Annotated in this window: 17 protein-coding genes; 10 read left to right on the top strand and 7 right to left on the bottom strand. The window is 72.8% G+C overall.

The window, feature by feature from the left end; all coding sequences use genetic code 11:
• Positions 1-61: 61 nt before the first annotated feature.
• Complete coding sequence (locus WMF42_RS44225; RefSeq protein ID WP_437689292.1) at positions 62-1,444, bottom strand: vitamin K epoxide reductase family protein; 1,383 nt, start codon at positions 1,442-1,444, stop codon at positions 62-64.
• A gap of 91 nt (positions 1,445-1,535) precedes the next feature.
• Between WMF42_RS44225 and rnr the strand changes: the two genes are divergently transcribed.
• From rnr to WMF42_RS44180, 9 genes are all read left to right on the top strand, one after another.
• Positions 1,536-3,953: a ribonuclease R gene (rnr, locus tag WMF42_RS44220; RefSeq protein ID WP_061605523.1), complete on the top strand. Its 2,418-nt coding sequence runs from the start codon at positions 1,536-1,538 to the stop codon at positions 3,951-3,953.
• A 389-nt stretch (positions 3,954-4,342) separates the two neighbouring features.
• Positions 4,343-4,825 (top strand): MSMEG_0572/Sll0783 family nitrogen starvation response protein, encoded by a 483-nt coding sequence (locus WMF42_RS44215; protein WP_020742060.1) that lies wholly within the window; start codon positions 4,343-4,345, stop codon positions 4,823-4,825.
• 14 nt (positions 4,826-4,839) lie between these two features.
• Positions 4,840-5,877, top strand: a complete 1,038-nt coding sequence (locus WMF42_RS44210; RefSeq protein ID WP_061605545.1) for a Nit6803 family nitrilase — start codon at positions 4,840-4,842, stop codon at positions 5,875-5,877.
• Complete coding sequence (locus tag WMF42_RS44205) at positions 5,822-7,147, top strand: MSMEG_0568 family radical SAM protein (protein ID WP_437689289.1); 1,326 nt, start codon at positions 5,822-5,824, stop codon at positions 7,145-7,147. The genes WMF42_RS44210 and WMF42_RS44205 overlap by 56 nt, the downstream gene beginning before the upstream one ends.
• On the top strand, positions 7,089-7,532 hold the full coding sequence (locus WMF42_RS44200) for an MSMEG_0567/Sll0786 family nitrogen starvation N-acetyltransferase (RefSeq protein WP_437689287.1): 444 nt from the start codon (positions 7,089-7,091) through the stop codon (positions 7,530-7,532). The genes WMF42_RS44205 and WMF42_RS44200 overlap by 59 nt, the downstream gene beginning before the upstream one ends.
• The gene (locus WMF42_RS44195) at positions 7,532-8,539 is read left to right on the top strand and encodes a sll0787 family AIR synthase-like protein (RefSeq protein ID WP_061605525.1); all 1,008 of its coding nucleotides are present in this window, start codon (positions 7,532-7,534) and stop codon (positions 8,537-8,539) included. Before WMF42_RS44200 ends, WMF42_RS44195 begins: the two co-directional genes overlap by 1 nt.
• Positions 8,536-9,807, top strand: coding sequence for an MSMEG_0565 family glycosyltransferase (locus WMF42_RS44190; protein ID WP_437689285.1), 1,272 nt, complete (start codon positions 8,536-8,538; stop codon positions 9,805-9,807). Before WMF42_RS44195 ends, WMF42_RS44190 begins: the two co-directional genes overlap by 4 nt.
• 8 nt (positions 9,808-9,815) lie before the next feature.
• Positions 9,816-10,103: an MSMEG_0570 family nitrogen starvation response protein gene (locus WMF42_RS44185; protein ID WP_061605526.1), complete on the top strand. Its 288-nt coding sequence runs from the start codon at positions 9,816-9,818 to the stop codon at positions 10,101-10,103.
• Between the two features lie 23 nt (positions 10,104-10,126).
• Positions 10,127-11,038, top strand: coding sequence for a methylenetetrahydrofolate reductase (locus WMF42_RS44180; RefSeq protein ID WP_061605527.1), 912 nt, complete (start codon positions 10,127-10,129; stop codon positions 11,036-11,038).
• Between the two features lie 36 nt (positions 11,039-11,074).
• Here the strand turns inward: WMF42_RS44180 and WMF42_RS44175 are convergent, their stop codons facing one another.
• The 5 genes from WMF42_RS44175 to WMF42_RS44155 form a co-directional block, all read right to left on the bottom strand.
• Entirely contained in the window at positions 11,075-12,238 is a 1,164-nt protein-coding gene (locus tag WMF42_RS44175; RefSeq protein ID WP_437689282.1) for a flavin reductase, read from the bottom strand.
• A gap of 162 nt (positions 12,239-12,400) precedes the next feature.
• Positions 12,401-12,769: a cupin domain-containing protein gene (locus WMF42_RS44170; protein WP_061605529.1), complete on the bottom strand. Its 369-nt coding sequence runs from the start codon at positions 12,767-12,769 to the stop codon at positions 12,401-12,403.
• Positions 12,770-12,781: 12 nt separating this feature from the next.
• On the bottom strand, positions 12,782-13,246 hold the full coding sequence (locus tag WMF42_RS44165; protein WP_061605530.1) for a 1,2-dihydroxy-3-keto-5-methylthiopentene dioxygenase: 465 nt from the start codon (positions 13,244-13,246) through the stop codon (positions 12,782-12,784).
• Between the two features lie 55 nt (positions 13,247-13,301).
• The gene (locus tag WMF42_RS44160) at positions 13,302-14,294 is read right to left on the bottom strand and encodes an FHA domain-containing protein (protein WP_434044639.1); all 993 of its coding nucleotides are present in this window, start codon (positions 14,292-14,294) and stop codon (positions 13,302-13,304) included.
• A gap of 34 nt (positions 14,295-14,328) precedes the next feature.
• Positions 14,329-16,311 carry a methyl-accepting chemotaxis protein gene (locus tag WMF42_RS44155; RefSeq protein WP_437689279.1) on the bottom strand — a complete coding sequence of 661 codons (1,983 nt, stop codon included), beginning with the start codon at positions 16,309-16,311 and terminating at the stop codon, positions 14,329-14,331.
• 410 nt (positions 16,312-16,721) lie between these two features.
• On the opposite strand from WMF42_RS44155, the gene WMF42_RS44150 reads away from it, so the two are divergent.
• The gene (locus tag WMF42_RS44150) at positions 16,722-18,497 is read left to right on the top strand and encodes a sensor histidine kinase (protein ID WP_437689277.1); all 1,776 of its coding nucleotides are present in this window, start codon (positions 16,722-16,724) and stop codon (positions 18,495-18,497) included.
• Between the two features lie 85 nt (positions 18,498-18,582).
• Here WMF42_RS44150 and WMF42_RS44145 read toward each other — a convergent pair whose 3' ends face one another.
• Positions 18,583-22,458 (bottom strand): DUF4215 domain-containing protein, encoded by a 3,876-nt coding sequence (locus WMF42_RS44145; protein ID WP_437694442.1) that lies wholly within the window; start codon positions 22,456-22,458, stop codon positions 18,583-18,585.
• Positions 22,459-22,667 lie beyond the last annotated feature (209 nt).

Genomic DNA, 22,667 nt, shown 5'->3' with positions numbered 1-22,667 from the left:
AAGGCAGCGGCGGGCGCGATGTGGCTCACCCCAATCCTCACCCTCACCCTCACGACCGCCCCTACGAGGACGGCGCGAACGACGAGGGCGGCGAGGCGGAGGACGGAGGCGCGCCGCCGCCGTCATCCACGGCGCCGCCGCGCGAGCGATCCCGGCCGCCCACGAGAACGGCGGCCGCGGCCACGCCGAAGAGCGCGACGAACAGCCACGGGAGCGGCAAGCTCAGGGGATCGCCGGCGGCCTCGCGGCGCAGCGCATCGCGGATACGCTCGGGGTTGTACCCCACCACGAGCCGCCGCCCGACGTAGGTCAACGGGAGCCCGCGCGCCTCCATCCGCCCATAGAGCGCGACGTCGGCGTCGATCGCGGCCTGCGTCGACGGCGCGGCGAGGCACGCCTCGAGCTCCGTGGTCGAGAGCCCGAGCGGCGCGAGGACCGACGCGACGCGCCCTCCCGTGAGCCTGCCGGGATGCGCGCTGTAGAGCAGCGCCGCGGCCTGCTCGCGCCTGTCCTCGGGCGTGCAGATATAGGCCTTCGCCGCGGGGAGCGCGCCGGGGTGGGTCGGGAGCGGCATCATCTTGCGCACGTGGCGCACCCTGTCGCCGTGGGCCTCCTCGATCTTGCTCAGCTCGGGGTGCAGCTTGCGGCAGAACGGGCACTCGAAGTCGGTGAAGGCGACGATCGTGACCTTGCCCGGCTCCTGCATCGCCGCGATCTCCGGCGGGAGCGGCGGGATCACCGGGTAGCTGCCCCAGAGGAACGGCAGGCCGATCGCGGCCACCGAGGCCGCGCCCCACGCCGTCGTGGTCGGCAGGCCCCCCTGGGTGGCGCGGTCGAAGGCCGCGCGCGGCATGCGCCACGCCTGCCACGCGACGAGGGCCGACGTGACAGCGGCGGCGAGCGCCGCGAGGTCGACCGCGATGCACCACGCGCAGAACGCGCCGATCGCGAACGCCTGCAGCCCGAGGAGCACCGTGGCGCCGAGGCCGCCGAGCGCCGAGGCCGCCGCGATGGCGACGTGGTGCCAGCGCTCGCGCGCGAGCAGCGACGCGGCGATGAGCGTCGTGTAGGCGGCGAGGCCGAGGTTCGGCAGCGGGACGCCGAGGAGCCGGCTGTACGGCGATACCCGGACGGCGAAGCAGCCCGAGCCGACGCCGCAGAACGCCGGGTCGCCCGCGTTCTGGTACTCGACAACGAGCGCCGCGCTCGCCGTCATCGCGACGAAGAGCGCGAGCCGGAAGAGCGTGACGAAGAACCGGGCGCGCCCGGCCTGCCTGGCTCCGGCCGAAGGCGCAGCGGCCTCGGGGTCGGCCCGTGGAGCGTCCGATGTCCCTCCCCCAGCCCGTCTGTCGCTGGACGGACGCAGCGCGAAGAGGTTGCCCCTCGCGGCGAGGACGACGAGGAAGATCAGCGCGAGGAGCAGGGCGATCGAGTTCAGCAGCATCGGTCGTGGCGGCTCGAGTGGCGTGGGATCGAGGCATACCGGACCCGGGCGGGGACAGCCAGCGAGAGGAGACTCGTGCTAGTCGAGTTTCATGCGTTCTTCATCTCGCGGAGATTCTCCGACGACCGGCCTCGGCGCGCGCCGCCGTGAGGCCGTTGTCGGCCTGCTGTCCTCCTTCAAGCGCGCCCTGCACGCGAACGAGATCGCGGAGCGCCTCGGCCTCGAGCCGAGCCGCTACGCGAAGCTGCAGCGGCTGCTCGAGGAGCTGTCGACGGACGGCAGCATCGTCGCGCTCCCCGGCCAGCGGTTCCGCGTGAGCGCCCAGCAGGTCGAGGCGCGCGGCGCCGAGCGCGAGGGGACGCTCACCGTGCACCCGCGCGGCTTCGGCTTCGTGTCGCTCGGCGGGGCGGCCGAGGACGTCTACATCTCGCCCGAGGCGATGGGCGGCGCGCTCCACGGCGACACGGTCGCGGTGCGCATCGCGGCGCGCTCGCGGCGCGGCGTGGAGGGGGCGATCGTCCGCGTCGTCAAGCGGCGCCACGCGCGCGTGGCGGGCGTGCTGCGGCGCCGCGGCAAGAGCGCCTGGCTCGAGCCGGACGACGGGCGCGTCCGCGGGCCCATCGTGATCGTGCCGCGCGAGAAGGGCGGGCCGCTCGTGCCGGCCGACGCCGAGGACGGCGCCGCGGCGGTCGTGTCGATCTCCCGCTTCCCGGACCTGGCCGAGGAGAACCCGGAGGGCGTGATCGAGGCCGTGCTCGGGGCGCCCGGCGATCCGAACGTGGAGGTCGCCAAGATCCTGATGCGCGAGGGGATCGAGGAGAAGCACGCGCCGGAGGCGATCGCCGAGGCCGAGGCGTTCGGGGGCGAGGTGCCGGCCGACGCGCTCGAGGGGCGCACCGACCTCACCCACCTGCCCATGCCCACGATCGATCCGGAGGACGCGCGCGACCACGACGACGCGGTGTGGGTGACCCGCGAGGAGGACGGCTCGTACCGCGCCTGGATCGCGATCGCCGACGTGTCGCACTACGTGCGGCCGGGCAGCGCGCTCGACCAGGCGGCGCTCGCGCGCGGCAACTCGATCTACCTGCCCGACAGGGCGATCCCGATGCTGCCGCGGGCGCTGTCGTCGAACCTCTGCTCGCTCTTGCCGGGGGTGATCCGGCTCTGCCTGTGCGTGGAGGTCGAGCTCGACGCGGCGGCGACGGTGCGGCGCGCCCGCGTCATCGAGGGGTACATCCGCTCGGCCGCGAAGCTCACCTACCCCGGCGTGGCGCGCGCGCTCGGCTTCACCGCCGAGCCGCCGCGAAGCCCCGAGGCCGAGGCGTACAGGAACGACCTCCAGGTGATGTGGGACCTCGCGCGGCTGCTCCGCGGCAAGCGGATGCGGCGGGGCGCGCTCGACCTGGACCTGCCCGAGGCGAAGGTGGTGCTCGATCCGGAGACGGGCGCGCCCGTCGACGTGCAGAAGCGCAGCCACGACCCGGGCGTGATGAAGGCCTACCAGCTCATCGAGGAGATGATGCTCCTCGCGAACGAGACCTGCGCGCAGTTCGTGGTCGATCAGAGCATCCCGACGGTGTTCCGGTACCACGCGCCGCCGGACCAGGCGAAGCTCGAGCGCTTCGCGACGATGTGCGGAGAGCTCGGGCTCGCGTTCGATCCCGAGGACGCGGCCGACCCGAAGAAGCTGTCGGTGTTCCTGAAGAAGCTCGACGCGCACCCGCAGAAGCAGGTGCTGCACATGCTCCTGCTCCGCGCGATGAAGCAGGCGGTGTACGACGTCGCCAACGTGGGCCACTTCGGCCTCGCCTCGAGCGCGTACCTGCACTTCACCTCGCCCATCCGGCGGTACCCGGACATCACCGCGCACCGAGCGATCCGCGCGGTGCTGCGCGGCGAGCGCGTCGACCGCAGCGAGGAGGCCATCGAGCGGCTGCGCGAGGCGGCGATCACGGCGTCGGAGCGCGAGCGCAAGGCGATGGAGGTGGAGCGCGAGGTGGTCGATCTGCACCGCGCGCTCCTCATGCGCTCGCGGCTCGGGGACACCTTCGAGGGGACCGTGACCGCCCTCGTGGGCACGGGCGTCTACGTCAACATCGAGGATCCGTTCGTCGACGTGCTCGTCCGCATGGAGTCGCTCGGCCCGGATCAGTACGAGATCGACGACGAGGGGCTGCGCGTCATCGGCCTGCGGTCGGGGGACCGCATCGCGATCGGCGACGCGATGCTCGTGCAGATCGAGGACGTGGCCATCCTGCGGCGCACCGTCTACGGCCGGCGGCTCGCGGGCGCAGACGCGTCGGATGAGCCCAAGCCGCGCCGGCAGCGGCGAGACGCGGCGGACGCACGGGGCACACGTCGCGTCAAGAGCAGCAAGAGCACCATGACCGCCAAGGGCAGCAAGGCCACCAAGGGCGGCAAGGCCACCAAGGGCGGCAAGGCCACCAAGGGCGGCAAGAGCACCAAGGGCGGCAAGAGCACCAAGGTACGAAAGAAGCAGCGGTAACCGCGCTCGCTGCGGCAACCGCGCACCGGCGCGCTCGATCCACGTGCCTGCGTTTGCCGCTCGGACCCCCGAGCGCGCCCCTTCCCGAACCACACTCCATCTCGCCGCCAGGCGCGCGAAACATCCCGGAATCACTGAGGACAGCTCCTCGCTTAACCGGGGACATATCCTCGAAACGATCGACGCGAGTCGCGCCGATTCGCGTCAGCGCTCGGCGCGGCGTGCTCGCGGCGCGCGTCGACGCGAGGCGACGCGAGGCGACGCGAGGTCCGCAATCGCACCTCCTCCGCGACGGACTCCAGATCAAAAAAAGGAGGGCGCCTGCATTTTTGTTGCGCTCAGAAAATCGCTATGGTCTCAACTAATCCATTCTAGGAGAGAGGTAACCAATGCCGAAGCCGACGTATCCCGCCTACAACGCTGGTGACTTCCTGGTCGATTACGAGGAGAAGGTCTTCGAAGACGTCAAGGCGAAGCCGGGAGAGAAGGCGCTGGTTACCTTTCACACGGTGGCCTTCGAGGGCTCGATCGGCCTCGTCAACGTGCTGACGGCGATCCGCCTCCAGCGTAAGGGGTTCGAGACATCGATCCTGCTCTACGGGCCGGGCGTCACGCTCGGGCTGCAGCGCGGCTTTCCGAAGCTCGGCAGCGAGGCATTCTCCGGGCACCTCGCGGTCAACCAGCAGATCGGCCGGTTCATGGAGGAGGGCGGCAAGGTGTACGCGTGCCGGTTCGCGCTGCAGGCGCTCTACGGCCACGGCGAGCACGCGCTGATCCCGGGCATCAAGCCCATCAGCCCGCTCGACGTGCTCGATATCCAGCTCATCCACCGCCGGGAAAACGCGTTCATGGTCCACTCCTGGACGCTCTGAACCGGGCGCCGGCGATGGACACAACGCGCAGAGTCAGGGCGGCCGCGGTGCAGGCCAGTCCCGTCCTCGGCAGCAGGGACGGGACGACCGAGCGCGTCGTCGCCGCGATCGCCAGGGCCGCGAAGGAGGGCGCCGAGCTCTGCGTCTTCCCCGAGGCGTTCGTCCCGTATTACCCGTACTTCTCCTTCGTGCTCCCGCCGCCCGCCATGGGCAAGGAGCACATGCGCCTGTACGACGAGGCGGTCACCGTCCCCGGCCCGGTGACGCGGGCCGTGGCGGCCGCCGCGCGCGCGCACGGCGTCGTCGTGGTGCTCGGCGTGAACGAGCGCGATCACGGGACGCTGTACAATGCGCAGCTCGTCTTCGATAGCGACGGCACCCTCGCGCTCCATCGGCGCAAGCTCACGCCGACCTACCATGAGCGGATGATCTGGGGGCAGGGCGACGGCTCGGGGCTCAGGACCGTGGACACCGCGGTCGGCAGGATCGGGGCGCTCGCCTGCTGGGAGCACTACAACCCGCTCGCGCGGTTCGCGCTCATCGCGCAGCACGAGCAGATTCATTGCAGCCAGTTTCCCGGCTCGCTGGTCGGGTCGATCTTCGCCGAGCAGATGGAGGTGACGATCCGCCACCACGCGCTGGAGTCGGGCTGCTTCGTGGTGAACGCCACGGCCTTCCTGACGCCGGAGCAGGTGCAGGAGATCGCGCCGAGCGAGCAGATGCAGGGCGCGCTGCGCGGCGGGTGCATGACGGCCATCGTGACGCCGGAGGGCATGCACGCGTGCCCGCCGGTGACCGACGGCGAGGGGATGGCCGTCGCGGACCTCGACTTCGCCCTGATCACGAAGCGAAAGCGGATGATGGACGCCGCCGGGCACTACGCCCGGCCCGACGTGCTGCGGCTCTGGATGGACACGGCACCGCGCGCCATCACGCTCGGCGCGCCCGGCGCGAGCAGCCCCAAGGCCTCTTCCCTCGATCCTGCGGCGGTGGACCATGGATACCCAGACGCTGATCACCGAGCTCCAGTCGTTCGGCCTGAGGCTGGCTGAAGCCCCCGAGGGCGCCCCGGACGCGGGCGCCGCGCCGGGCGCGGAGGCCGGCGAGGGCCGCGGCGCGGCGTGGACCTCGCGCCGCGGCGGGGCGGGGCCGACGCAGCACGTGGCGGCGACGCTCGGCGGCGCCACGGTGATGATCCCGATCCACACCGATAAGGCCGCGGCGTCGCCGTTCGTGGCGCGGATCGGGCGCGACGGGGCCGGCACCGTGGCGCGGGACGGCGAGGAGCTCGCGCCGATTGCCCTCGTGAAGGCGCCGCGCTTCTACGCCCTCTCGACGCGGGACGGGATCCCCTACCCCAAGATCGCGCTCCTGCACGGCGCGGACGTCCTCGCGTCGACGGTGCTCCAGACGTGCGTCCGGTACGCGGAGCGCGAGAAGGCCTGCACCTTCTGCGCGATCGGGCAGTCGCTCGCGGCGGGGCGCACGACCGCCAAGAAGACGCCGGAGCAGCTCGGCGAGGTCGCCGAGGCGGCGGCGCGGCTCGACGGGGTGCGGCACGTGACGCTGACCACCGGCACGCCGCGATCGGCCGATCGCGGGGCGGCGCACCTCGCCGACTGCGCGCGCGGCATCAAGGCGCGCGTCGACCTGCCGGTGCAGGCGCAGTGCGAGCCGCCCGACGATCTCGCGTGGTTCGAGCGGATGCGCGCGGCCGGCGTCGACAGCCTGGGCATGCACCTCGAGGCCGTCGAGGACGAGGTGCGCGCCGCCGCGATGCCGGGCAAGGCCGAGGTGAGCGTGGCCCGGTACTTCGAGGCGTTCGAGGCGGCCGTGCGCGTGTTCGGGCGCGGCCAGGTGTCGACCTACCTCATCGCGGGGCTCGGCGACTCGCTCGGGTCGCTGCTCGGCGCGAGCGAGCGGCTCATCGCGATGGGGGTCTATCCGTTCGTCGTCCCGCTCGTGCCGATCCCGGGGACGCCCTCGGCCGACCGCGCGCCGCCGCCGGGGGACTTCATGCGAGCGATCTACACGCGCATCGGCCCGCTGCTCGCGCAAGCGGGGATGCGCTCGACCGACGTGAAGGCGGGCTGCGCCCGCTGCGGCGCCTGCTCGGGGCTCTCGGGCTTCGAGGCGGCGGGAGAGGCCGCGGCGCCGCCGGGAGCCGGCGCGGCATGGACATCCACCTCGGGGAGCTTCGATGACGCCACCGTACAGCTTCGAGCTCGTGCAGAGCAGGGAGACCTATCTCGCGTACCTCCGCTTGCGCCGGGCCATCTTCTGCGACGAGCAAGGGCTGTTCAAGGCCACGGACGAGGATGAGCGGGACGCCGCCGCGTTCCCCATCGCCGCCGTGCAGCCCGGGGCGCGCGAGGGCGAGGAGGTCGTCGGCACGGTGCGCATCTACGAGGCGGAGCCCGGCCTGTGGTACGGCGGCCGGCTCGGCGTCGCGCGCGGCCACCGCAAGCAGGGCGTGGTCGGCCGCGGGCTCGTCCACAAGGCGGTCACCACGGCGCACGGCTGGGGGTGCCAGCGGTTCCTCGCGCTCGTCCAGGTGGCCAACGTCCCGTTCTTCGAGGGCATCCACTGGCGCTCCCTCGAGGAGCGGTCCTACCGCGATCACCCGCACCACCTGATGCAGGCCGACCTCGAGAGCTACCCGCCGGGCGACGAGCCTCGCCCGCCGCCCGCGCAGAGGTTCCGCTGATGCTCGCCGGCCTCGCAGCCCAGCTCCGCGGCGCGCTCGGCATCCTCGCGAAGCGGGACGTGCAGATCCCGGCGCGGTTCCTGGCCGGCAGGGGCGGCGCGGCCGGCGCGGACGCCGCGGACGCCACCGCCGGCGGACGCGTGGCGCTCGGCGACGACTGCGCGGCCATCCCGGACGGGGACGGCTACCTGCTCCTCGCCGCCGAGGGGATCTGGCCGGCGTTCCTCGAAGGGGACCCGCGGTTCGCGGGCTACAGCGCCGTGATGGTCAACATCAGCGACATCCACGCGATGGGCGGCCGGCCCATCGCCGTCGTCGACGTCGTCTGGGGGACCTCGGCGGGCGCGCTGGAGCCGGTCTGGGAGGGCATGGTCGCGGCGTCGCGCGCCTACGGCGTGCCGATCGTCGGAGGGCATACGAGCGCGCGCAGCCCGTACAACGCCCTCGCCGTGGCGATCGCCGGGCGGGCGCGGCGGCTCATCACGAGCTTCGCGGCGCGGCCCGGCGACGTGCTCGTCGCGGCGATCGACCTGCGCGGCCAGATGCACGCGGAGCACCCGTTCTGGAACGCGTCGACCGGCGTGGATCCGGCGCGGCTCCGCGGCGACCTCGAGGTCCTGCCCGCCCTCGCCGAGGCGGGCCTGTGCGACGCGGGCAAGGACATCAGCATGGGCGGCGTCGCGGGGACGCTGCTCATGCTCCTGGAGACGTCCGGCGCCGGCGCGGTGCTCGACGTCGAGGCCGTCCCGAGGCCGACAGGGGTGCGCGATCTGCCGCTCGCGCGCTGGCTGCTCGCGTTCCCGAGCTACGGCTTCCTGCTCAGCGTGCGGCCCGAGGCCGCCGGCGAGGTGCTGTCGGCGTTCGCGCGGCGGGGGATCGCGAGCGCGGCGGTCGGCTCGGTCGACGGCTCGCGGCGGCTCACGCTGGAGGCCTCTGGCGAGCGGGAGACGCTCTGGGACCTCGCCGCGGAGCCGCTCACCGGGTTCGCGAGCGAGGGGGCCCGATGAGCCCCGCCGCCATCACGGGCGCCGCCGACGGCGCGACGAGCGCCGGCGCGCGCGCGCGCGATGACGCGCCGCTCTCTGTCGCGCTCCTCACCTACTCGACCAAGCCGCGCGGCGGCGTCGTGCACACGGTGGAGCTCGCGGAGGCGCTCCAGGACCTCGGCGTGGAGGTCTGCATCTACGCGCTCAACAAGGACCAGGGCGGCTTCTACCGCGCGCCGCGCTGCCCCCACGTCCTCGTGCCCGCCGCGCCCGCGCCGGCGGGGATCGACGCCGTCGTGGAGCAGCGCATCGCGGAGCTCACGACCGGGCTGCGCCGCCTCGGGGGGCGGCACGACGTCTGGCACGCCCAGGACTGCATCAGCGCGAACGCGCTCGCGGCGCTGCGCGCCGAGGGGCGCATCCCCCACTTCCTCCGGACGGTCCACCACCTCGACGACTACGACAGCCCGTACCTGCGCGCCTGCCAGGAGCGCTCCGTGCGCGAGGCGGACGCGTGCCTTGCCGTCAGCGAGGCGTGGCGGAGGGTGCTCCGGGCCGATCTCGGCGTCGACGCGGCCATCGTCCCGAACGGGGTGAGCCTGCGGCGCTACGGGCCGGCGCCGGACGGCCACGAGGCGGCGCTGCGGGCGCGGCTCGGCGCCACGGGGTCGCCGCTCTACGTGACCGTGGGCGGCGTCGAGCCGCGCAAGAACTCGATCGGCCTGCTCAGGGCGTTCCTCGAGGTGCGGCGGCGGCTGCCCGGAGCCCAGCTCGTGATCGCGGGCGGAGAGACGCTGTTCGACTACGCGCCTTACCAGCGCGAGTTCGAGGCGCTCGCCCGGGAAAACGGCGTGTGGCCCGCGCCCGCGGGCGCGTCGCCGGCGGCCGCGTCGCCGGCGAGCGCGTCGCCGCCGCCGCTCGTGCTGGCGGGCGTGCTCCCGGACGCGCTGATCCCGGCGCTCTACCGCCTCGCCGACGCGTTCGTGTTCCCGTCCGTCCGCGAGGGGTTCGGGCTCGTCCTGCTCGAGGCGATGGCGTCCGGCGCGCCGGTGGTCAGCTCTGCGCAACCTCCCTTCACCGAGTTCCTCGAGGACGGCGAGAGCGCGCTGCTCGTCGACCCCTCGAGGACAGACGATCTCGCCCGCGCCATGGAGGCTATCCTGGACGCAGGCGTGAGGCGGCGCCTGCGCGCCGCGGCCCTGGAGACCGCGGCGAGGTTCACGTGGGAGCGCTCGGCCCGCATCGCGGCCGACGTCTACCGAGGGTTCCTGGGAAACCGCCGGAGCTAGAGACACCCATGCCGGAGATGCGCTTCGTGGTCGAGTGGCCGAGCGGCGAGCAGCAGGTCTGTTACTCCCCGTCGCTCGTCGTGAAGGACCACATCGAGGTCGGCGAGAGCTACGACATCGACGACTTCGTGTCGCGCTGCCGGAAGGCGCTCGACATCGCGAGCGAGCGGGTCCTCAAGAAATACGGGTTCCCCTGCAGCCTGGCGCGGGCGGAGGCGGCGCGCATCGCGAGCGCGGCGGCGCGGTTCCGCGGCCAGCGCGGGGTCAAGGTCCGGGTCGTCAGGTTCGTCGAGTGATGGAGTGATGGAAGGAGCAGCACATGGTGACGAAATCGAAGATGGAGCGCCTCCTGAGCGAGCGCCGGTTCCTCGTGTCCGCCGAGCTGACGCCCCCGCGTCACCACGACCTGGAAAAGCTGCTGAAGCACGCCAGAAACATGGCGGACCACGTCGACGTGGTGCAGATCAACGATCACCTGCTCTCCCAGGCGCGCTGCGCCAACATGGCAGTCGGCCACCTCGTGAAGCAGGAGGGGATCGAGCCGGTGCTCCAGTTCTCGCTCCGCCACAAGAACAAGATCGCCCTCCAGGGCGACCTCCTCGGGATGGCGGCGCTCGGGCTGTCGAACATCATCGTGCTGGGCGGGTATCCGTGCGCCATCGGCTCGGACCCCGACGCGAAGGAGGTGAGCGACGTCGACAGCATGAGGGCGATCGAGCTGACCCGCCGGATGACGCGCGAGGGGAAGCTCTTCAACGGAGACGTGATGTCGCCGGCGCCCTACTTCCATGTCGGGACCATCGATTTCCCGTGCGCCGAGCAGGCGATCGCCGGGGCCATGGACCGGCTCAGCGCGAAAATCGACGCGGGCGCGAGCTTCATCCAGGTGCAGGCTGTGTTCGAGCTCGCGTCGATGCGCCGCTGGATGGCGGCCGTGGTCGAGCGCGGGCTCCACGAGCGCGCGCACTTCATCGCGGCGATCTTCCCGTTCGCCGGCGTGGATCGGCTGAGCTTCCTGCAGAAGGTGCCGGGCCTCGTGGTCCCCGATCACCTGATCGAGCGGGTCCGCCAGAGCGGCGACGCCGAGGGGGAGAGCTACAGGATCACGCTGGAGCTCATCCGGGGGCTCCGCGACGTCCCGGGGCTGTCGGGCATCCACATGCGCTCCATCGGCGCGGAGGACTGGGTGCCCCGGCTTGTCGAGGAGGCGGGGCTGCGGCAGGCGGCGTGAGCGCCGCGCGGCCGTGGGCCGCCGCCCGGCAGGGGCTCACGGCCTGTGGGCGACCCAGAGCAGCGCGAGGCCGTTCATCCGGCGCTCGCGGCGGTCGACCTGGAAGCCCGCGGCGCCCAGATCGGCGGTGAGCCGGTCCTCGGTGTGGCGGTAGGTGACCTCCGCCGCGTCGGCCCAGGCGAGCATCGCGTGGGCCGTGGGCGGGTTGTACCGGTGGCCGCGCAGGTAGGCGGCCATGGCGATGCGGTTCATCACGGGCGCCGGCTCCAGGATCGCCAGGCGGCCGCCCGGACGGAGCACGCGCGCCGCCTCGGCCAGCACCGCGCCCGGCTCGGGCACGTGCAGCAGCAGGTTCGACGAGGCCACCACGTCGAACGAGGCGTCCGGGAACGGGAGCCGCGTCGCGAGCGCCTCCCGGAACGTCACGTTGTCCAGGCCGAGCGCCTTCGCCCGCTGCGCGGCGCGCTCCACCATCGCCGCCGTCACGTCGATCCCGACCGCCTCGTGGCAGCGGCGCCCCATCTCGCGCGCCAGCCGGCCCGTGCCGCAGCCGAGATCGAGGCAGCGGTCCTCCACGCCCGGATCGACAAGGGTGACGAGCTCGTCGATGAGCGTCGCATAAGGGCCCTCCGCCTGCATGCGATCGAAGAAATCGACGAGCTCGTGAAACGGGGTCGCCTGCTCCTTCGCGGCATAGCGGTCGCGCCAGCGCCAGGCGTCGTCGAGCGCCTGGTACGTGCCCCGGTAATACAGGAGCGGCGCGCCCGCCTCGCCCCGGCCCGCCGCGAGCGCGCGGCCGACATAGATGATGTGGTCGCCCCCGTCGTACGCGTGCTCGACCTTGCAATCGACGAAGGCCAGCACGTCCTTGAGGATCGGGCTGCCGGACACGGCCACATGCGCCTCGGTGAGGACCGCTTGCCGATCGAGGTCCGTCCCCTTGCCGGCGAACAGGTCCGAGAGGTCCCGCTGCTGATCCCGCAGGACGTTCACCGCGAAGACGCCCGACGCCTCGATCGCCACGCTCGTGCGCGACCGCCTGTCCGCGCAGAAGAGCACGAGCGGCGGATCGAGCGAGACGGCGCTGAACGAGTTCACCGTCATCGCCAGCGGCGCGCCGTCCTGCACCGTGGTCACGAGCGTGACCCCGGTCGCGAACTGGCCCAGCACCTTCCGGAACTCCGCGGGATCGAAGAGCATGGGACATAGTACGCGCTCGGCGCGCGCCGCGGATCCACGATCTGCGCCGCGCTCGCGCGCGTCACGCGCCGCGCGGCGCCGCGATCTGCGCGCTGCGTGTGCCCGCGCTGCGCCCCCGCGCTCGCTCGCGCCACGCCGCCGCGCCCGATCGCGGCGGGCAGCTCACCCCGCGTCGCGCCGCGCGAGATCCGGCGCGAACGCCGGTATGCAGAGGGCGAAGTACTCGCTCTCCTCGTCGAACGGATTGCTGTAGCGAACGCGCTGCTCGGGCTCCGTCCAGATGGCCTGGCCGGCAGAGAGGTCGACCGTCTCGCCCGCGATCTCGACCCGCATCCGGCCGCGGATCATCAGCGTCAGCTCGCCGAACGAGGGCGTCTGCGCCGGCTCGCTCCACCCCGGCGGCGCCACCATGTGCGCCAGGCTGAACCCGTCCGTGCCGGTGTTCACGCGGCCGAAGAGCTCCTCGATCAGCTTGCCGCCCGGGACAGGGATCCGGGTCGCGGACGTGACGAGACGGTAAGGACGATCCATGGGGGCCTCGAGTCAGAACGCGCGGGTCCGGTCGTCGGACACGCGGTAGAGCTGCATGAGCAGGTGGCGGCCGCCGTACGGCTGCACGTAGCGGAGCGCGCTGGCCTTGCTCGCCACGAAGCGGTGATAGCGCTTCGCCGGCACGACAACGAGATCGCCCGCGCCCACCCAAAGGCGCAGCCACTCGTCGTTCAGGCAGCGGATGTCATAGAGCCCCTGCCCCTCGAGGAAGAACCTCACCTCGTCGCCGAGGTGGCAGTGCTCATCCGCGTCTCTCGCGCTGTCCGCCTCGTCTCGAGGCCTGCTGAGGTCGCGACGGACATCCTCGTGCTCCGTCCATCCGCGCTCCGCCTGGAGGCGCTGCACCGCCGGCGCCGCTGCGCCCGGGTCGAACGTCTCGCACCGGATCCCTTCCGCCTGAAGCTCCGCCTCGGTGTACTCGATCTCGTCTTCAGCTCTCATTCGGATCGCACGCATGCGCACCCTCCGGGCCTGCGCTCTTCGAACTCTGCGCGCGCGCGACGTCAAGACGCTAACCGCGTCCAAGCAGCCACATCAGACCTGCAATGCTGAGAGCCAGCACACCGAGCGCTAGCAATGCAATGAGCGCCTCCATGAACCCCCACCCGCCTCCCTGCGGCGCGGCCTGACGCACCGACACAGGGGGTCGCGCCAGCGGCGACAACGTGCTCGTGGAAGCAGGCGAAGGCGTCGGTGTGGAAGGCGCCGGCGGCGGCTCGGGCGAAGGAGGCTCGAACACCGCGTCTGGACGGAGCGGCTCGCATGGACTGCGCTCGATCTCCGCGAGCGCCTCCGCGGCCGGGTGCTCGAACATCAGGCGATCACCGGAGAGCGCGAGCACCTGTCCAGGACGCCAGATTGTATCGAACTGAGGTACCTGGGCTCCGTCCAGCAATGCCCCTGTGCGAGATCCGAGGTCCTGAACTGAGAATTGATCGCCCCTGCGCGTAATGGCCAGATGGCGGCGCGAGACGTCCGGGTCGTCGAGGACAAGGTCGGTGTCCTTGGCGCGACCGAGGATGTATGGCCGCCCCGACGCGTCGAGGCGCAGCGCGCGGCCGCGGTCCGGCCCGTCGACGACGACGACGCGCGGCGCGGGGTCCTCGCCCTGCGCCGCCAGGCCGCGCGCGACGAGCTCGAGGGCGAGCTCCTTGGCGGCGGCCGCGGGGGCGGCCCTGGCGACCGCCGGCTCGATGCGGAGCGTGAGCCAGACGCGGCCGACGCGGATGCGGTCGCCGCTGCGCAGCGGCATCGCCGTGCGCGGGGCGATGCGCGTCTTGCCGAGGTAGGTGCCGTTGTCGCTGCCCTCGTCGAGCAGCAGGTAGGTCGCGCCGCGCTGCCGGATCGACGCGTGGCGGTGGCTCACGCTCGTGTCGGGGAGGCGGACCTCGCAGCCCTCCGCGCGGCCGATGATGATGCGGGGGGCGTCCAGCGTCAGGGAGAGCTCGCCGCCGTCCTCCTTGCCCGCTTCGGCCGGCGCGAGCACCACGATCGTCAGCGCCATCGTTGCTGCCTCTGCGCGGAAGGGCGGCCTTCGGTCAAATGGCCGCCGTGCGACGCATCCGCTCGGCGGCGCTGACGAGCTGCCGCACCGCCTGATCCTGCTGGCGCGCCGCCTCCTCGATGCGCTTGCCGGCCTCGACGAGCTGCTCGCCGCCGCGCGTCTGGCTGCGGTGCGAGGCGTTGAGGCTGTGCACCATGTTGGAGATCTGCTCGATCGCGCTCGTGATCTGGCGCCCGCTGCGCGCCTGCTCCTGGCTCGACCGCTCCACGTGCTGCGTGATCGTCCGCATCTTCTCCGCGCTCTTCATGATGAGCTCCGAGCCGCGCGCCTGCTCGGCCGTGGCGGCCGCGATCTGCTGCACCGTCTCGGCGATGCGGCCGATCGCGTCCGTGACCTGCTTCGACCCCTTGGCCTGCTCGACGGTGGCGCGGGCGATGGCGCGCACCATGTTCGTGGACTTCTGCGAGCTCTCCAGGATCTTCTTCAGGGCGCGCTCGGCCTCGTTCGACACCTCGACGCCGCGGTCGACGTTGTGGGCGCCGCGCTCGACGGCGGCGATCGCGTTCTTCGACTCGGACTGGATCGTCTTGATGAGCTCCGCGATCTCCTTCGTGCTGCCGCCGGCGCGCTCGGCGAGGTCCTTGATCTCGTCGGCGACGACGGCGAAGCCCTTGCCGTGCTCGCCCGCCTGGGCGGCGATGATCGCGGCGTTCAGCGCGAGCAGGTTCGTCTGCTCGGCGACGTCGTCGATGACGGCCAGGATCTGCCCGATCGCCTCGATGCGGAAGCCGAGGTTCGAGATGACCGCCACGGCCTCCTGGCTCGACTCCTTGATGCGGTAGATCTCGCCGATCGTCTTCAGGATCGCCTCGGCGCCCTTCTCGGCGTCGGTCGCCACCTCCTCGGAGAGCCGCGCCGTCTCGTTCGCGTTCGACTGGACCTGGTCGATCGAGACGTCCATCTGGTTCATCGAGGAGCTCGTCTCCTCGGCCGTCAGCGCCAGGGCGTCGACGTTCTTCGCGACCTCGCGGATGGAGTAGGCCATCTCCTCGATCGACGAGACCGTCTCGCGCACGCTCGACCCGAGCTCGCCGACGTTCTCGGCGACCTCCTCGTTCGTGGCCGTCATCTCGAGGATGCTGGAGCTCGACTCCTCGGCGCTCGACGCGAGCGACTCGACCGACTGCGCGATGTTCGCGAGCGCGGTGATCATGTCGCGGATGTAGACGATCGCCTGCTCGCTCGCGTGCATGACGCTGCTCACGCCGTCGCTGAGCTTGGGGAGCTGCTCGTCGAGGAGCATGGTGGCCTGCGCGAGCTCCGTCCGGCGCTGCTTGTCGCGCAGCTCGGCCTGGGAGATCCGCTCCGCGATGCCGGTGAGCTCGGTGTAGAGCCGCGAGAGCTCCGCCGGGGCGCCGGGCGGGACGCGCACCCGCTCGCCGGTGGTGGCGCGCAGCACGGCGTCGACGAGCGCGTCGACGTCGATGTCGGGGCCGCGCTGCGCGAGGTCGTTCACCTTGCGGGTGAGCGCCGCGCACTCCCGCTCGAGCGTGTCGCGCTCCTTCAGGAGCCCGTCGCGCTCGCGGCTCAGGCCGTCCCGCTCCTTCTCCAGGGCGTCGCGCTGCCGCTCGACGCCGTCGCGGTCGCGGCTCAGGCCGTCCCGCTCGCGGGCGAGCTTGTCGCGCTCCTCGGCGAGCGCGTGGCGCTCCTCCGCGAGCTCGGCCTGGCGGCCGGCGATCTCGGCGATCTGCTCGTAGGTGTCCGCGAGGTCGGCGGGGGCGCCCTCGGGCAGCTTGGGCCGCTTGCCGCGCGCGGCCGCGCGGAGCGCGTCGCGCAGGCCCGCGATGGGGACGCCGCCCTTGGCCGAGAAGCTCGCGTACAGCACCGCCCCCATCGCGGAGACGCCGAACAACATGAAGAGCTGGCCCGTGTACTCCGCCAGCCACTTCGACGCGAAACTCAACCCGAGACCGACGAACAGGAGGATTCCAGCGATGGAGAGCTGCTTGGAGTTCATTTCGTGCGTTCCAGCGCGGCCCTGCGGCGCGCGCGTTGGCCAGCGTGCGCCCGGCGACCTCGAAGGACGACCGAGCGTAAGAGGCGAGTGCCCCCCGGTGCAAGGAGAGCGCGAGGCAGAAACGCCGCGGGCAGGCGGCAGCGACGGCGCGCTCCTCCGGGTAGGGGCGCAGGAGCGCAGGGGCGGCTGGGGAGAGCGCGACGAACTTGGACGAGATCGGCCCGATCGCGTATTCACGGAGGATGAGGCGGAGAAGGCCCGCGCCGCGGAGGGCTCGGCACAGGCGAAGTTTCCTCTAGTATCGTCACGCACCACCGCCGCGGACCGCGGCGGCCGCCCGGCCGTCCTGGCGACCAGGCGGCCAGGCGGCCAGGCGGCCGCGCGGCCGCGCGGTCAAGACGGACCCCTCCATGCCCCTCGCCGCTCGCCTCCTGCTCGCCTTCGGGCTCGTCGCGATCATCGCGACGGCGTTCGTCGGGGTGACCCTCCGCGAGGCGTCGCGGGAGATCATCGAGAGCGGCTTCGCCGACCGGATCGACGCGGCGCACGCGGGCGTGCGGCAGCAGCTCGCGTGGGAGGCCGACGCGCTGCGCGACCTGCTGCCGCCGCTCTGCCGGCACGACACGTTCGTGGACAAGGCCCACGTCGAGCTCGAGCGGGCCAAGGGCGACCCGGACGCCATGGATCCGGGGAGCCGCATCGCGATCGGCCGGCAGGTCCCGAGCCAGGCCAAGGCGCTGCGGCTCGACGAGCTCTCGCTCGTGGCGGGCAACGGGGCCGTCCTCGGGGCCGAGGACGCCGCGCGCATCGGCGCCCGCGACCGGCGGCTCGCGGAGCTGATCAAGGCGCCCGGGGGCGCGCCGCGGCTCCGGCCGGCGAAGGCGGGCGGCGAGCCGTCGCTGGAGGTGCACTGCGCGCTGACGGGCCACGGGGTGACGCTCGGCCTCGTGGGCGCGCGGCGGATCGGCCCGGTGCTCGCGCGCATCGGCGAGGCGTACGACGTGCGGCTCACGGCGGCGCGCGAGGGGCAGCCGGCGCCGCGCAGCGGCGAGGCCGAGGTGGTGCGCGTCCTGCATTTCCCGGAGATCCCGGGCCTCGACGTCGTCGCGTCGGTGTCGCGCGCTCCGCTGCGGCAGGCGCTCGGGCGGCTCGATCGGTCGATCGCCCTGACCGGCGCGACGGTGCTGGCGATCGCCCTCGCGATCGCCGTGGTGCTGGCGCGCAGCCTGTCGCGGCCTCTCGTCGCGCTGGCGCGCGAGACGCGCGAGGTGATGAGCGGCGCGCCGCGGCGGGTGGAGGGGCGCGGGGGGCGGGAGATCGCGGATCTCGCGGCGGCGTTCAACGCGACGATCGACGAGCTCGCGGCGATGCGCAAGCGCCTGGCGGCGACCGAGCGCATCGCGGCGCGGCGCGAGGTGGCGCGCCAGATCGCCCACGAGATCAAGAACCCGCTCGCGCCGATCCGGGCGGCGGTGGAGACCCTGCGCCGGCTGCGGCAGCGGGACGACCCGGCGTTCGACGACTACTTCGAGGAGGCGACGTCGACGGTGCTGGACGAGGTGCACCGGATCGCGAACATCGTGACCGAGTTCACCCGGTTCGCGCGCCTGCCGCCGCCGAACCTGGAGCCCGTCGATCTGGTCGCGATCGCGCGCGGGGTGGTCACGCTGCACGCCGCGCCGGCGTCGGGCGAGCCCACCGCCGGCGGGACCGGCGGGACCGGCGGGACCGGCGGGGCGGCGACGCCGCGCGTGGAGCTCGTGGCCGACCCGATCCCGAGGGTGTCCGCCGACAGGGACCAGATCATCCAGGTGCTCACGAACCTGGTCCAGAACGGGCTCGACGCGGCGGCCACCGTCCGGCGCGACCCGCGCGTCTCGGTGACGATCGGCCCGCTGCCGAGCGACCGCGTGCGCATCGTCGTGCGCGACAACGGGCCCGGCGTGGCGGAGGAGATGGTGCCGCGGCTGTTCGAGCCGTACGCGACAAGCAAGGAGAAGGGGACGGGGCTCGGGCTCGCGATCGCGCAGCGGATCGTGTTCGAGCACGGCGGGGAGATCAGCTACCGCAAGGCCCAGAAGGGGGGCGCGGTCTTCGAGATCTGGCTGCCGATCGCGGGGCCTCCCCTGCTGGAGAAGCCGCCCGGGGAGACCACGGTGCGGCCGAGGGGGCCGGAGGCGCCGTGAGCCGGGGCGCGCGCCGGGCGACGCGCGCCTCCGTTCAACCCCTCGCCTGACGGCCGCCGGGGTTCGGGGCGGAGCCCCGAGGGGACTAGAGCGGCTGGTTGTCGTACTCGCAGGCCGAGCTGCAGCCGTCGCCGCTCCTGTTGTTGCCGTCGTCGCACTCCTCGTAGACGCTCTGCCGCTCGCCGTCGCCGCAGTACGGCCCGTACACGCAGCCGGGCGCGCACTTGCCGTAGCCGCCGGTGTTGTTGCCGTCGTCGCACTGCTCGCGGCCGTTGACCACGCCGTCGCCGCAGCGCGGCCCGTAGAGGCACCTCGGGCCGCACTCGCCGTAGCCGCCGTCGTTCACGCCGTCGTCGCACTGCTCGCCGAGGTTCGCCTGCACCACCGCGTCGCCGCACTGGGCGCCGAGGCGGCAGTTGTCGCTGCAGCCGGTCGCCGCGTTCGGGGGGTCGCACTGCTCGCCCCACGCCTCGTCGACGCGGCTGTCGCCGCACCGGGCGGCCGGCGTGCAGTCCGGGAAGCAGCTCCCGTAGAAGCCGTCGTTCACGCCGTCGTCGCAGGTCTCGGCGCCGTTGAGGATCGCGTCGCCGCAGTACGGCCCGTACGAGCAGCGCTCATCGCACCCGTTGTACGCCCCGGTGTTGCTGTCCTCGCCGAGATCGCACGCCTCCTCGTCGGGCTGCACCACGCCGTCGCCGCAGCGCGGCCCGTACAGGCACATCGGGGCGCACTCGCCGTAGCCGCCGTCGTTGCGGCCGTCGTCGCACTCCTCGCCGTAGCTCGCCTGGACCACCGAGTCGCCGCAGTGGGCCCCGAGCTGGCAGCCGACGCAGCCCGGGTCGGTCGGGTCGTCGCACGCCTCGCCCCACGCCTCGTCGACGCGGCCGTCGCCGCACCGCGGGGCGCGCGTGCAGTTCGGGTTGCACGTGCCGTACAGGCCGTCGTTGCGGCCGTCGTCGCACTGCTCGGGGCCGTTCACCACGCCGTCGCCGCACGAAGGCCCGATCTCGCACGAGGTCGTGCAGCCGCCGTAGCCGGTCGCCGTGTTGCCGGCGCCGAGATCGCACGCCTCGAACGGGGCGTTGACCGCGCCGTCGCCGCAGCGGGGCGGGGCCACGCACCCCGGCGCGCAGGCGCCGGACGCATTGGCGTACGTGCTGTTGTTCACGCCGTTGTCGCACGCCTCGGGGCCGTTCCTCACGCCGTCGCCGCAGTAGGGACCGAGCTGGCAGTTGTTGCACTCGCCGTAGCCCGTCCCGTTCTCGCGGCCGTCGTCGCACTCCTCGCCCGGGGTCACGATCGGCGGGTCGACCCCGCACTGCGGCGTGCAGACCGACCTGCCGGCGGTGAAGCCCGCCAGCGTGAGCTGGTAGTTCGACCCGGTGACGTGGCGCTCGGCCTGGAACACCACGATCTCGTAGACCCTGCCCGCCTCGAGGTTGAGGTCGACCGTCCTCGCGGCGTGGCGCGTGCAGGCCGCGTTGTCGCAGGCGTTCACGCGGGCGTCGCCGTTGTCCAGGATGGTGACGCTCTCCTCGGCCTGCCCGTGGATGCCGCCGATGTCCGCGGTCAGCGTGTTCTTGATGAACACCCAGACGTCGTCGTCACCGTAGAAGGTGAGCACCGGGTTGTTGGAAGCGACGGAGTCGGGGGTGAACTGGAACCAGTACCGGACCTCGCTCGTGAAGTAGAAGTTGTGCCCGCCGTCCTGCGCCCTCTCCAGGCCGGCTGTGACGAGGTTGTCGAGCGCGGGGTCGGCGCCGGGCGGGTCGCGGTCCACCGGCCAGAACGGGTTCCGCTCGTAAACGAACGTGCCGGCGCCCTCCTCGACCATGTTGATGGTCGTGACGAGCGTCCTGTTGAAATCCGGGTTGTCCCGGTACCACCACTGGAAGTTCTGCTGCCCCGAGGTCCAGCCGTTGTCGGCGCTCGGCGTGAAGAAGCCGGCGCCGTGCGCGTTCACGGGCTTGCCGTCCTCGTCGAGCGTCGCCAGGACGGTGCCGTCGATCTGCCCGCCGGACGTGGGCGTGATCTCGAAATCGAAGTGCCCGATGAGGCGGTCGGACAGGTTGGCGTCGCACGCCGAGTTGCTCGATCCGCGGTTGTACGTCGTCGGGCACCAGCCGATGAAGTCGCGGACGACCATCGGCAGCCGCATCTCGCTGCGCGCCACGGAGCACGCGTAGCCCGGCTCGATCCTGCACGTGGCGGAGCAGCCGTCGCCGCTCACGTTGTTGCCGTCGTCGCACGCCTCCGTCGCGTCGCCGGGCAGGAGGATACCGTCGCCGCACGCCGACGAGCACGCGCCGCCGACGCACGCCGGCTCGCGCTTGCAGTCCGGCGTGCAGCCGTCATTCCAGCTCGCGTTGCCGTCGTCGCAGACCTCGGTGCCCTCGCGCCTGCCGTCGCCGCAGACCGAGTACCCCCGGCAGTCCTGCGGCACGCTGCCATTGCAGACCCGGCCCGGCTCGATCTTGCAGGCCGCGTCGCAGCCGTCGCCGCGCGCGTTGTTGCCGTCGTCGCACTGCTCGGCGCCGAGCCGGATCCCGTCGCCGCAGACCGTCTTGCAGGGGAACCCGACGCGCGAGCAGTCCCACCCCGGCTCTAGGGTCCGGCAGTCGGCGCTGCAGCCGTCGCCGCTCGCCGGCGGGCGCTCGCCGTCGTCGCACACCTCGGCGCCGCCGATCACCCCGTCGCCGCAGACGGGCGGCGCGGGCGGCGTGCAGGCGCCGCCGGCCGGCGGGCACGTCCAGCCGAGCTCGATCCGGCACTGCGCCGTGCAGCCGTCGCCGCCCGCGGGCGACGCCCCGCCGCCGTCGTCGCACTGCTCGCCGGCCTGCACCGCGCCGTCGCCGCAGAACGTCCTCCGCGTGCAGGCCTGGCCTGGCCTGCAGACCCAGCCCTCCTCGAGCCGGCAGTCCGCTGTGCAGCCGTCGCCGGACGCCGGCGGATCCTCGCCGTCGTCGCACTGCTCGGCGCCGTTCACGCGGCCGTCGCCGCACCGGTACAGCAGGATGCACGGCTCGCCCGGCTCGGGGCACACGTACGCCGGGTCGCGCACCCGGCAATCGGCGCTGCAGCCGTCGCCGTCCGCCGCGTTGCCGTCGTCGCAGAGCTCTCCCGGCTGCACCGCGCCGTCGCCGCACTCGACCAGCCGCACGCACGGCGATCCGGGGGTCGGGCAGGCGTAATAGGGCTCCTGCCTGCACAGGCTCGAGCAGCCGTCGCCGCTCGTCGTGTTGCCGTCGTCGCACCCCTCGCCGGCCTCCTTGAGGCCGTTGCCGCAGACCGGCAGCCGGGTGCACGGCTGGCCGGGCCGGCTGCACTGATAGCCCGGCTCGCGCTTGCACTCGGCGTCGCAGCCGTCGCCGGACGCGGGCGGGTCGTCGCCGTCCTCGCACTCCTCCGAGCCGTTCACGCGGCCGTCGCCGCACCGGTACAGCAGGACGCACGGCTCTCCCGGCCTCGCACACACGTACGACGGGTCGACGTAGTAGCAATCGGCGCTGCAGCCGTCGCCGCCTTCGTTGTTGCCGTCGTCGCAGAACTCGCCGGGATGGAGGATGCCGTCGCCGCACGAGATGGTGAGCGCGCAGGGCTGGCCGGGCGTCGTGCACTCCCAGTAAGGCTCGACCTGGCAAAGACCGGAGCAGCCGTCGCCGGGGAGCGTGTTGCCGTCGTCGCAGGCCTCGCTCTCCTGGTTGCGCGCGCCGTCGCCGCACGCCGGATCCGGAGGCAGGTAACACTCGGGGGGCGGCTCATCGACGTCGCAGGGGTCCGGCTCGCCGGCGCCGCTGCCGCCGAGCCCGGGGCCGCTGCCGACCGTGAACTCCGGCTCACCGCCGGCCCCGCCGGAGCCGGGCCCGCCCGCGCCGCTGCCGGAGCTCGCCCCGCCCCCGCCGCCGGTCCCGCCGCTCGGCGTCTCGACGCCCCCGCCGCAGGCGACGGTCGCCTGGAGCAATCCCACCACCAAGGCCAGATATGAAGTTCTCGAAGCCACGACCCACCTCGATGACGCGCGTTGCGCTGTTCGCAGGCAAACGGCGTCACTTTGCACTGTATCGCGAAGGAACGTCACGCCTCCAGACGGAATTTGCTTTTCTGGACACAATTTCTGGTGCTCGGTGCGGGAGAAGCGGCGATCGCGCCACAGCGCTGCGCGCCGCCGGG

It is taken from the genome of Sorangium sp. So ce176 (assembly GCF_051519835.1).
GTDB classification, from domain to species: Bacteria; Myxococcota_A; Polyangia; order Polyangiales; family Polyangiaceae; genus Sorangium; species Sorangium cellulosum_G.
Note: the sequence above shows the minus strand (reverse complement) of the source record. Positions and strands in the feature narration are given on the sequence as shown.

Bases quoted from the DNA above. Each gene is read 5' to 3' on its own strand.
- WMF42_RS44215 (WP_020742060.1), top strand. From the start codon at position 4,343: ATGCCGAAGCCGACGTATCCCGCCTACAACGCTGGTGACTTCCTGGTC.
- WMF42_RS44160 (WP_434044639.1), bottom strand. From the start codon at position 14,294: ATGGCGCTGACGATCGTGGTGCTCGCGCCGGCCGAAGCGGGCAAGGAG.
- WMF42_RS44150 (WP_437689277.1), top strand. From the start codon at position 16,722: ATGCCCCTCGCCGCTCGCCTCCTGCTCGCCTTCGGGCTCGTCGCGATC.
- WMF42_RS44210 (WP_061605545.1), top strand. From the start codon at position 4,840: ATGGACACAACGCGCAGAGTCAGGGCGGCCGCGGTGCAGGCCAGTCCC.
- WMF42_RS44195 (WP_061605525.1), top strand. From the start codon at position 7,532: ATGCTCGCCGGCCTCGCAGCCCAGCTCCGCGGCGCGCTCGGCATCCTC.
- WMF42_RS44225 (WP_437689292.1), bottom strand. From the start codon at position 1,444: ATGCTGCTGAACTCGATCGCCCTGCTCCTCGCGCTGATCTTCCTCGTC.
- WMF42_RS44180 (WP_061605527.1), top strand. From the start codon at position 10,127: ATGGTGACGAAATCGAAGATGGAGCGCCTCCTGAGCGAGCGCCGGTTC.
- WMF42_RS44170 (WP_061605529.1), bottom strand. From the start codon at position 12,769: ATGGATCGTCCTTACCGTCTCGTCACGTCCGCGACCCGGATCCCTGTC.
- WMF42_RS44175 (WP_437689282.1), bottom strand. From the start codon at position 12,238: ATGCTCTTCGATCCCGCGGAGTTCCGGAAGGTGCTGGGCCAGTTCGCG.
- WMF42_RS44205 (WP_437689289.1), top strand. From the start codon at position 5,822: ATGGATACCCAGACGCTGATCACCGAGCTCCAGTCGTTCGGCCTGAGG.
- WMF42_RS44155 (WP_437689279.1), bottom strand. From the start codon at position 16,311: ATGAACTCCAAGCAGCTCTCCATCGCTGGAATCCTCCTGTTCGTCGGT.
- WMF42_RS44165 (WP_061605530.1), bottom strand. From the start codon at position 13,246: ATGCGTGCGATCCGAATGAGAGCTGAAGACGAGATCGAGTACACCGAG.
- rnr (WP_061605523.1), top strand. From the start codon at position 1,536: ATGCGTTCTTCATCTCGCGGAGATTCTCCGACGACCGGCCTCGGCGCG.
- WMF42_RS44190 (WP_437689285.1), top strand. From the start codon at position 8,536: ATGAGCCCCGCCGCCATCACGGGCGCCGCCGACGGCGCGACGAGCGCC.
- WMF42_RS44185 (WP_061605526.1), top strand. From the start codon at position 9,816: ATGCCGGAGATGCGCTTCGTGGTCGAGTGGCCGAGCGGCGAGCAGCAG.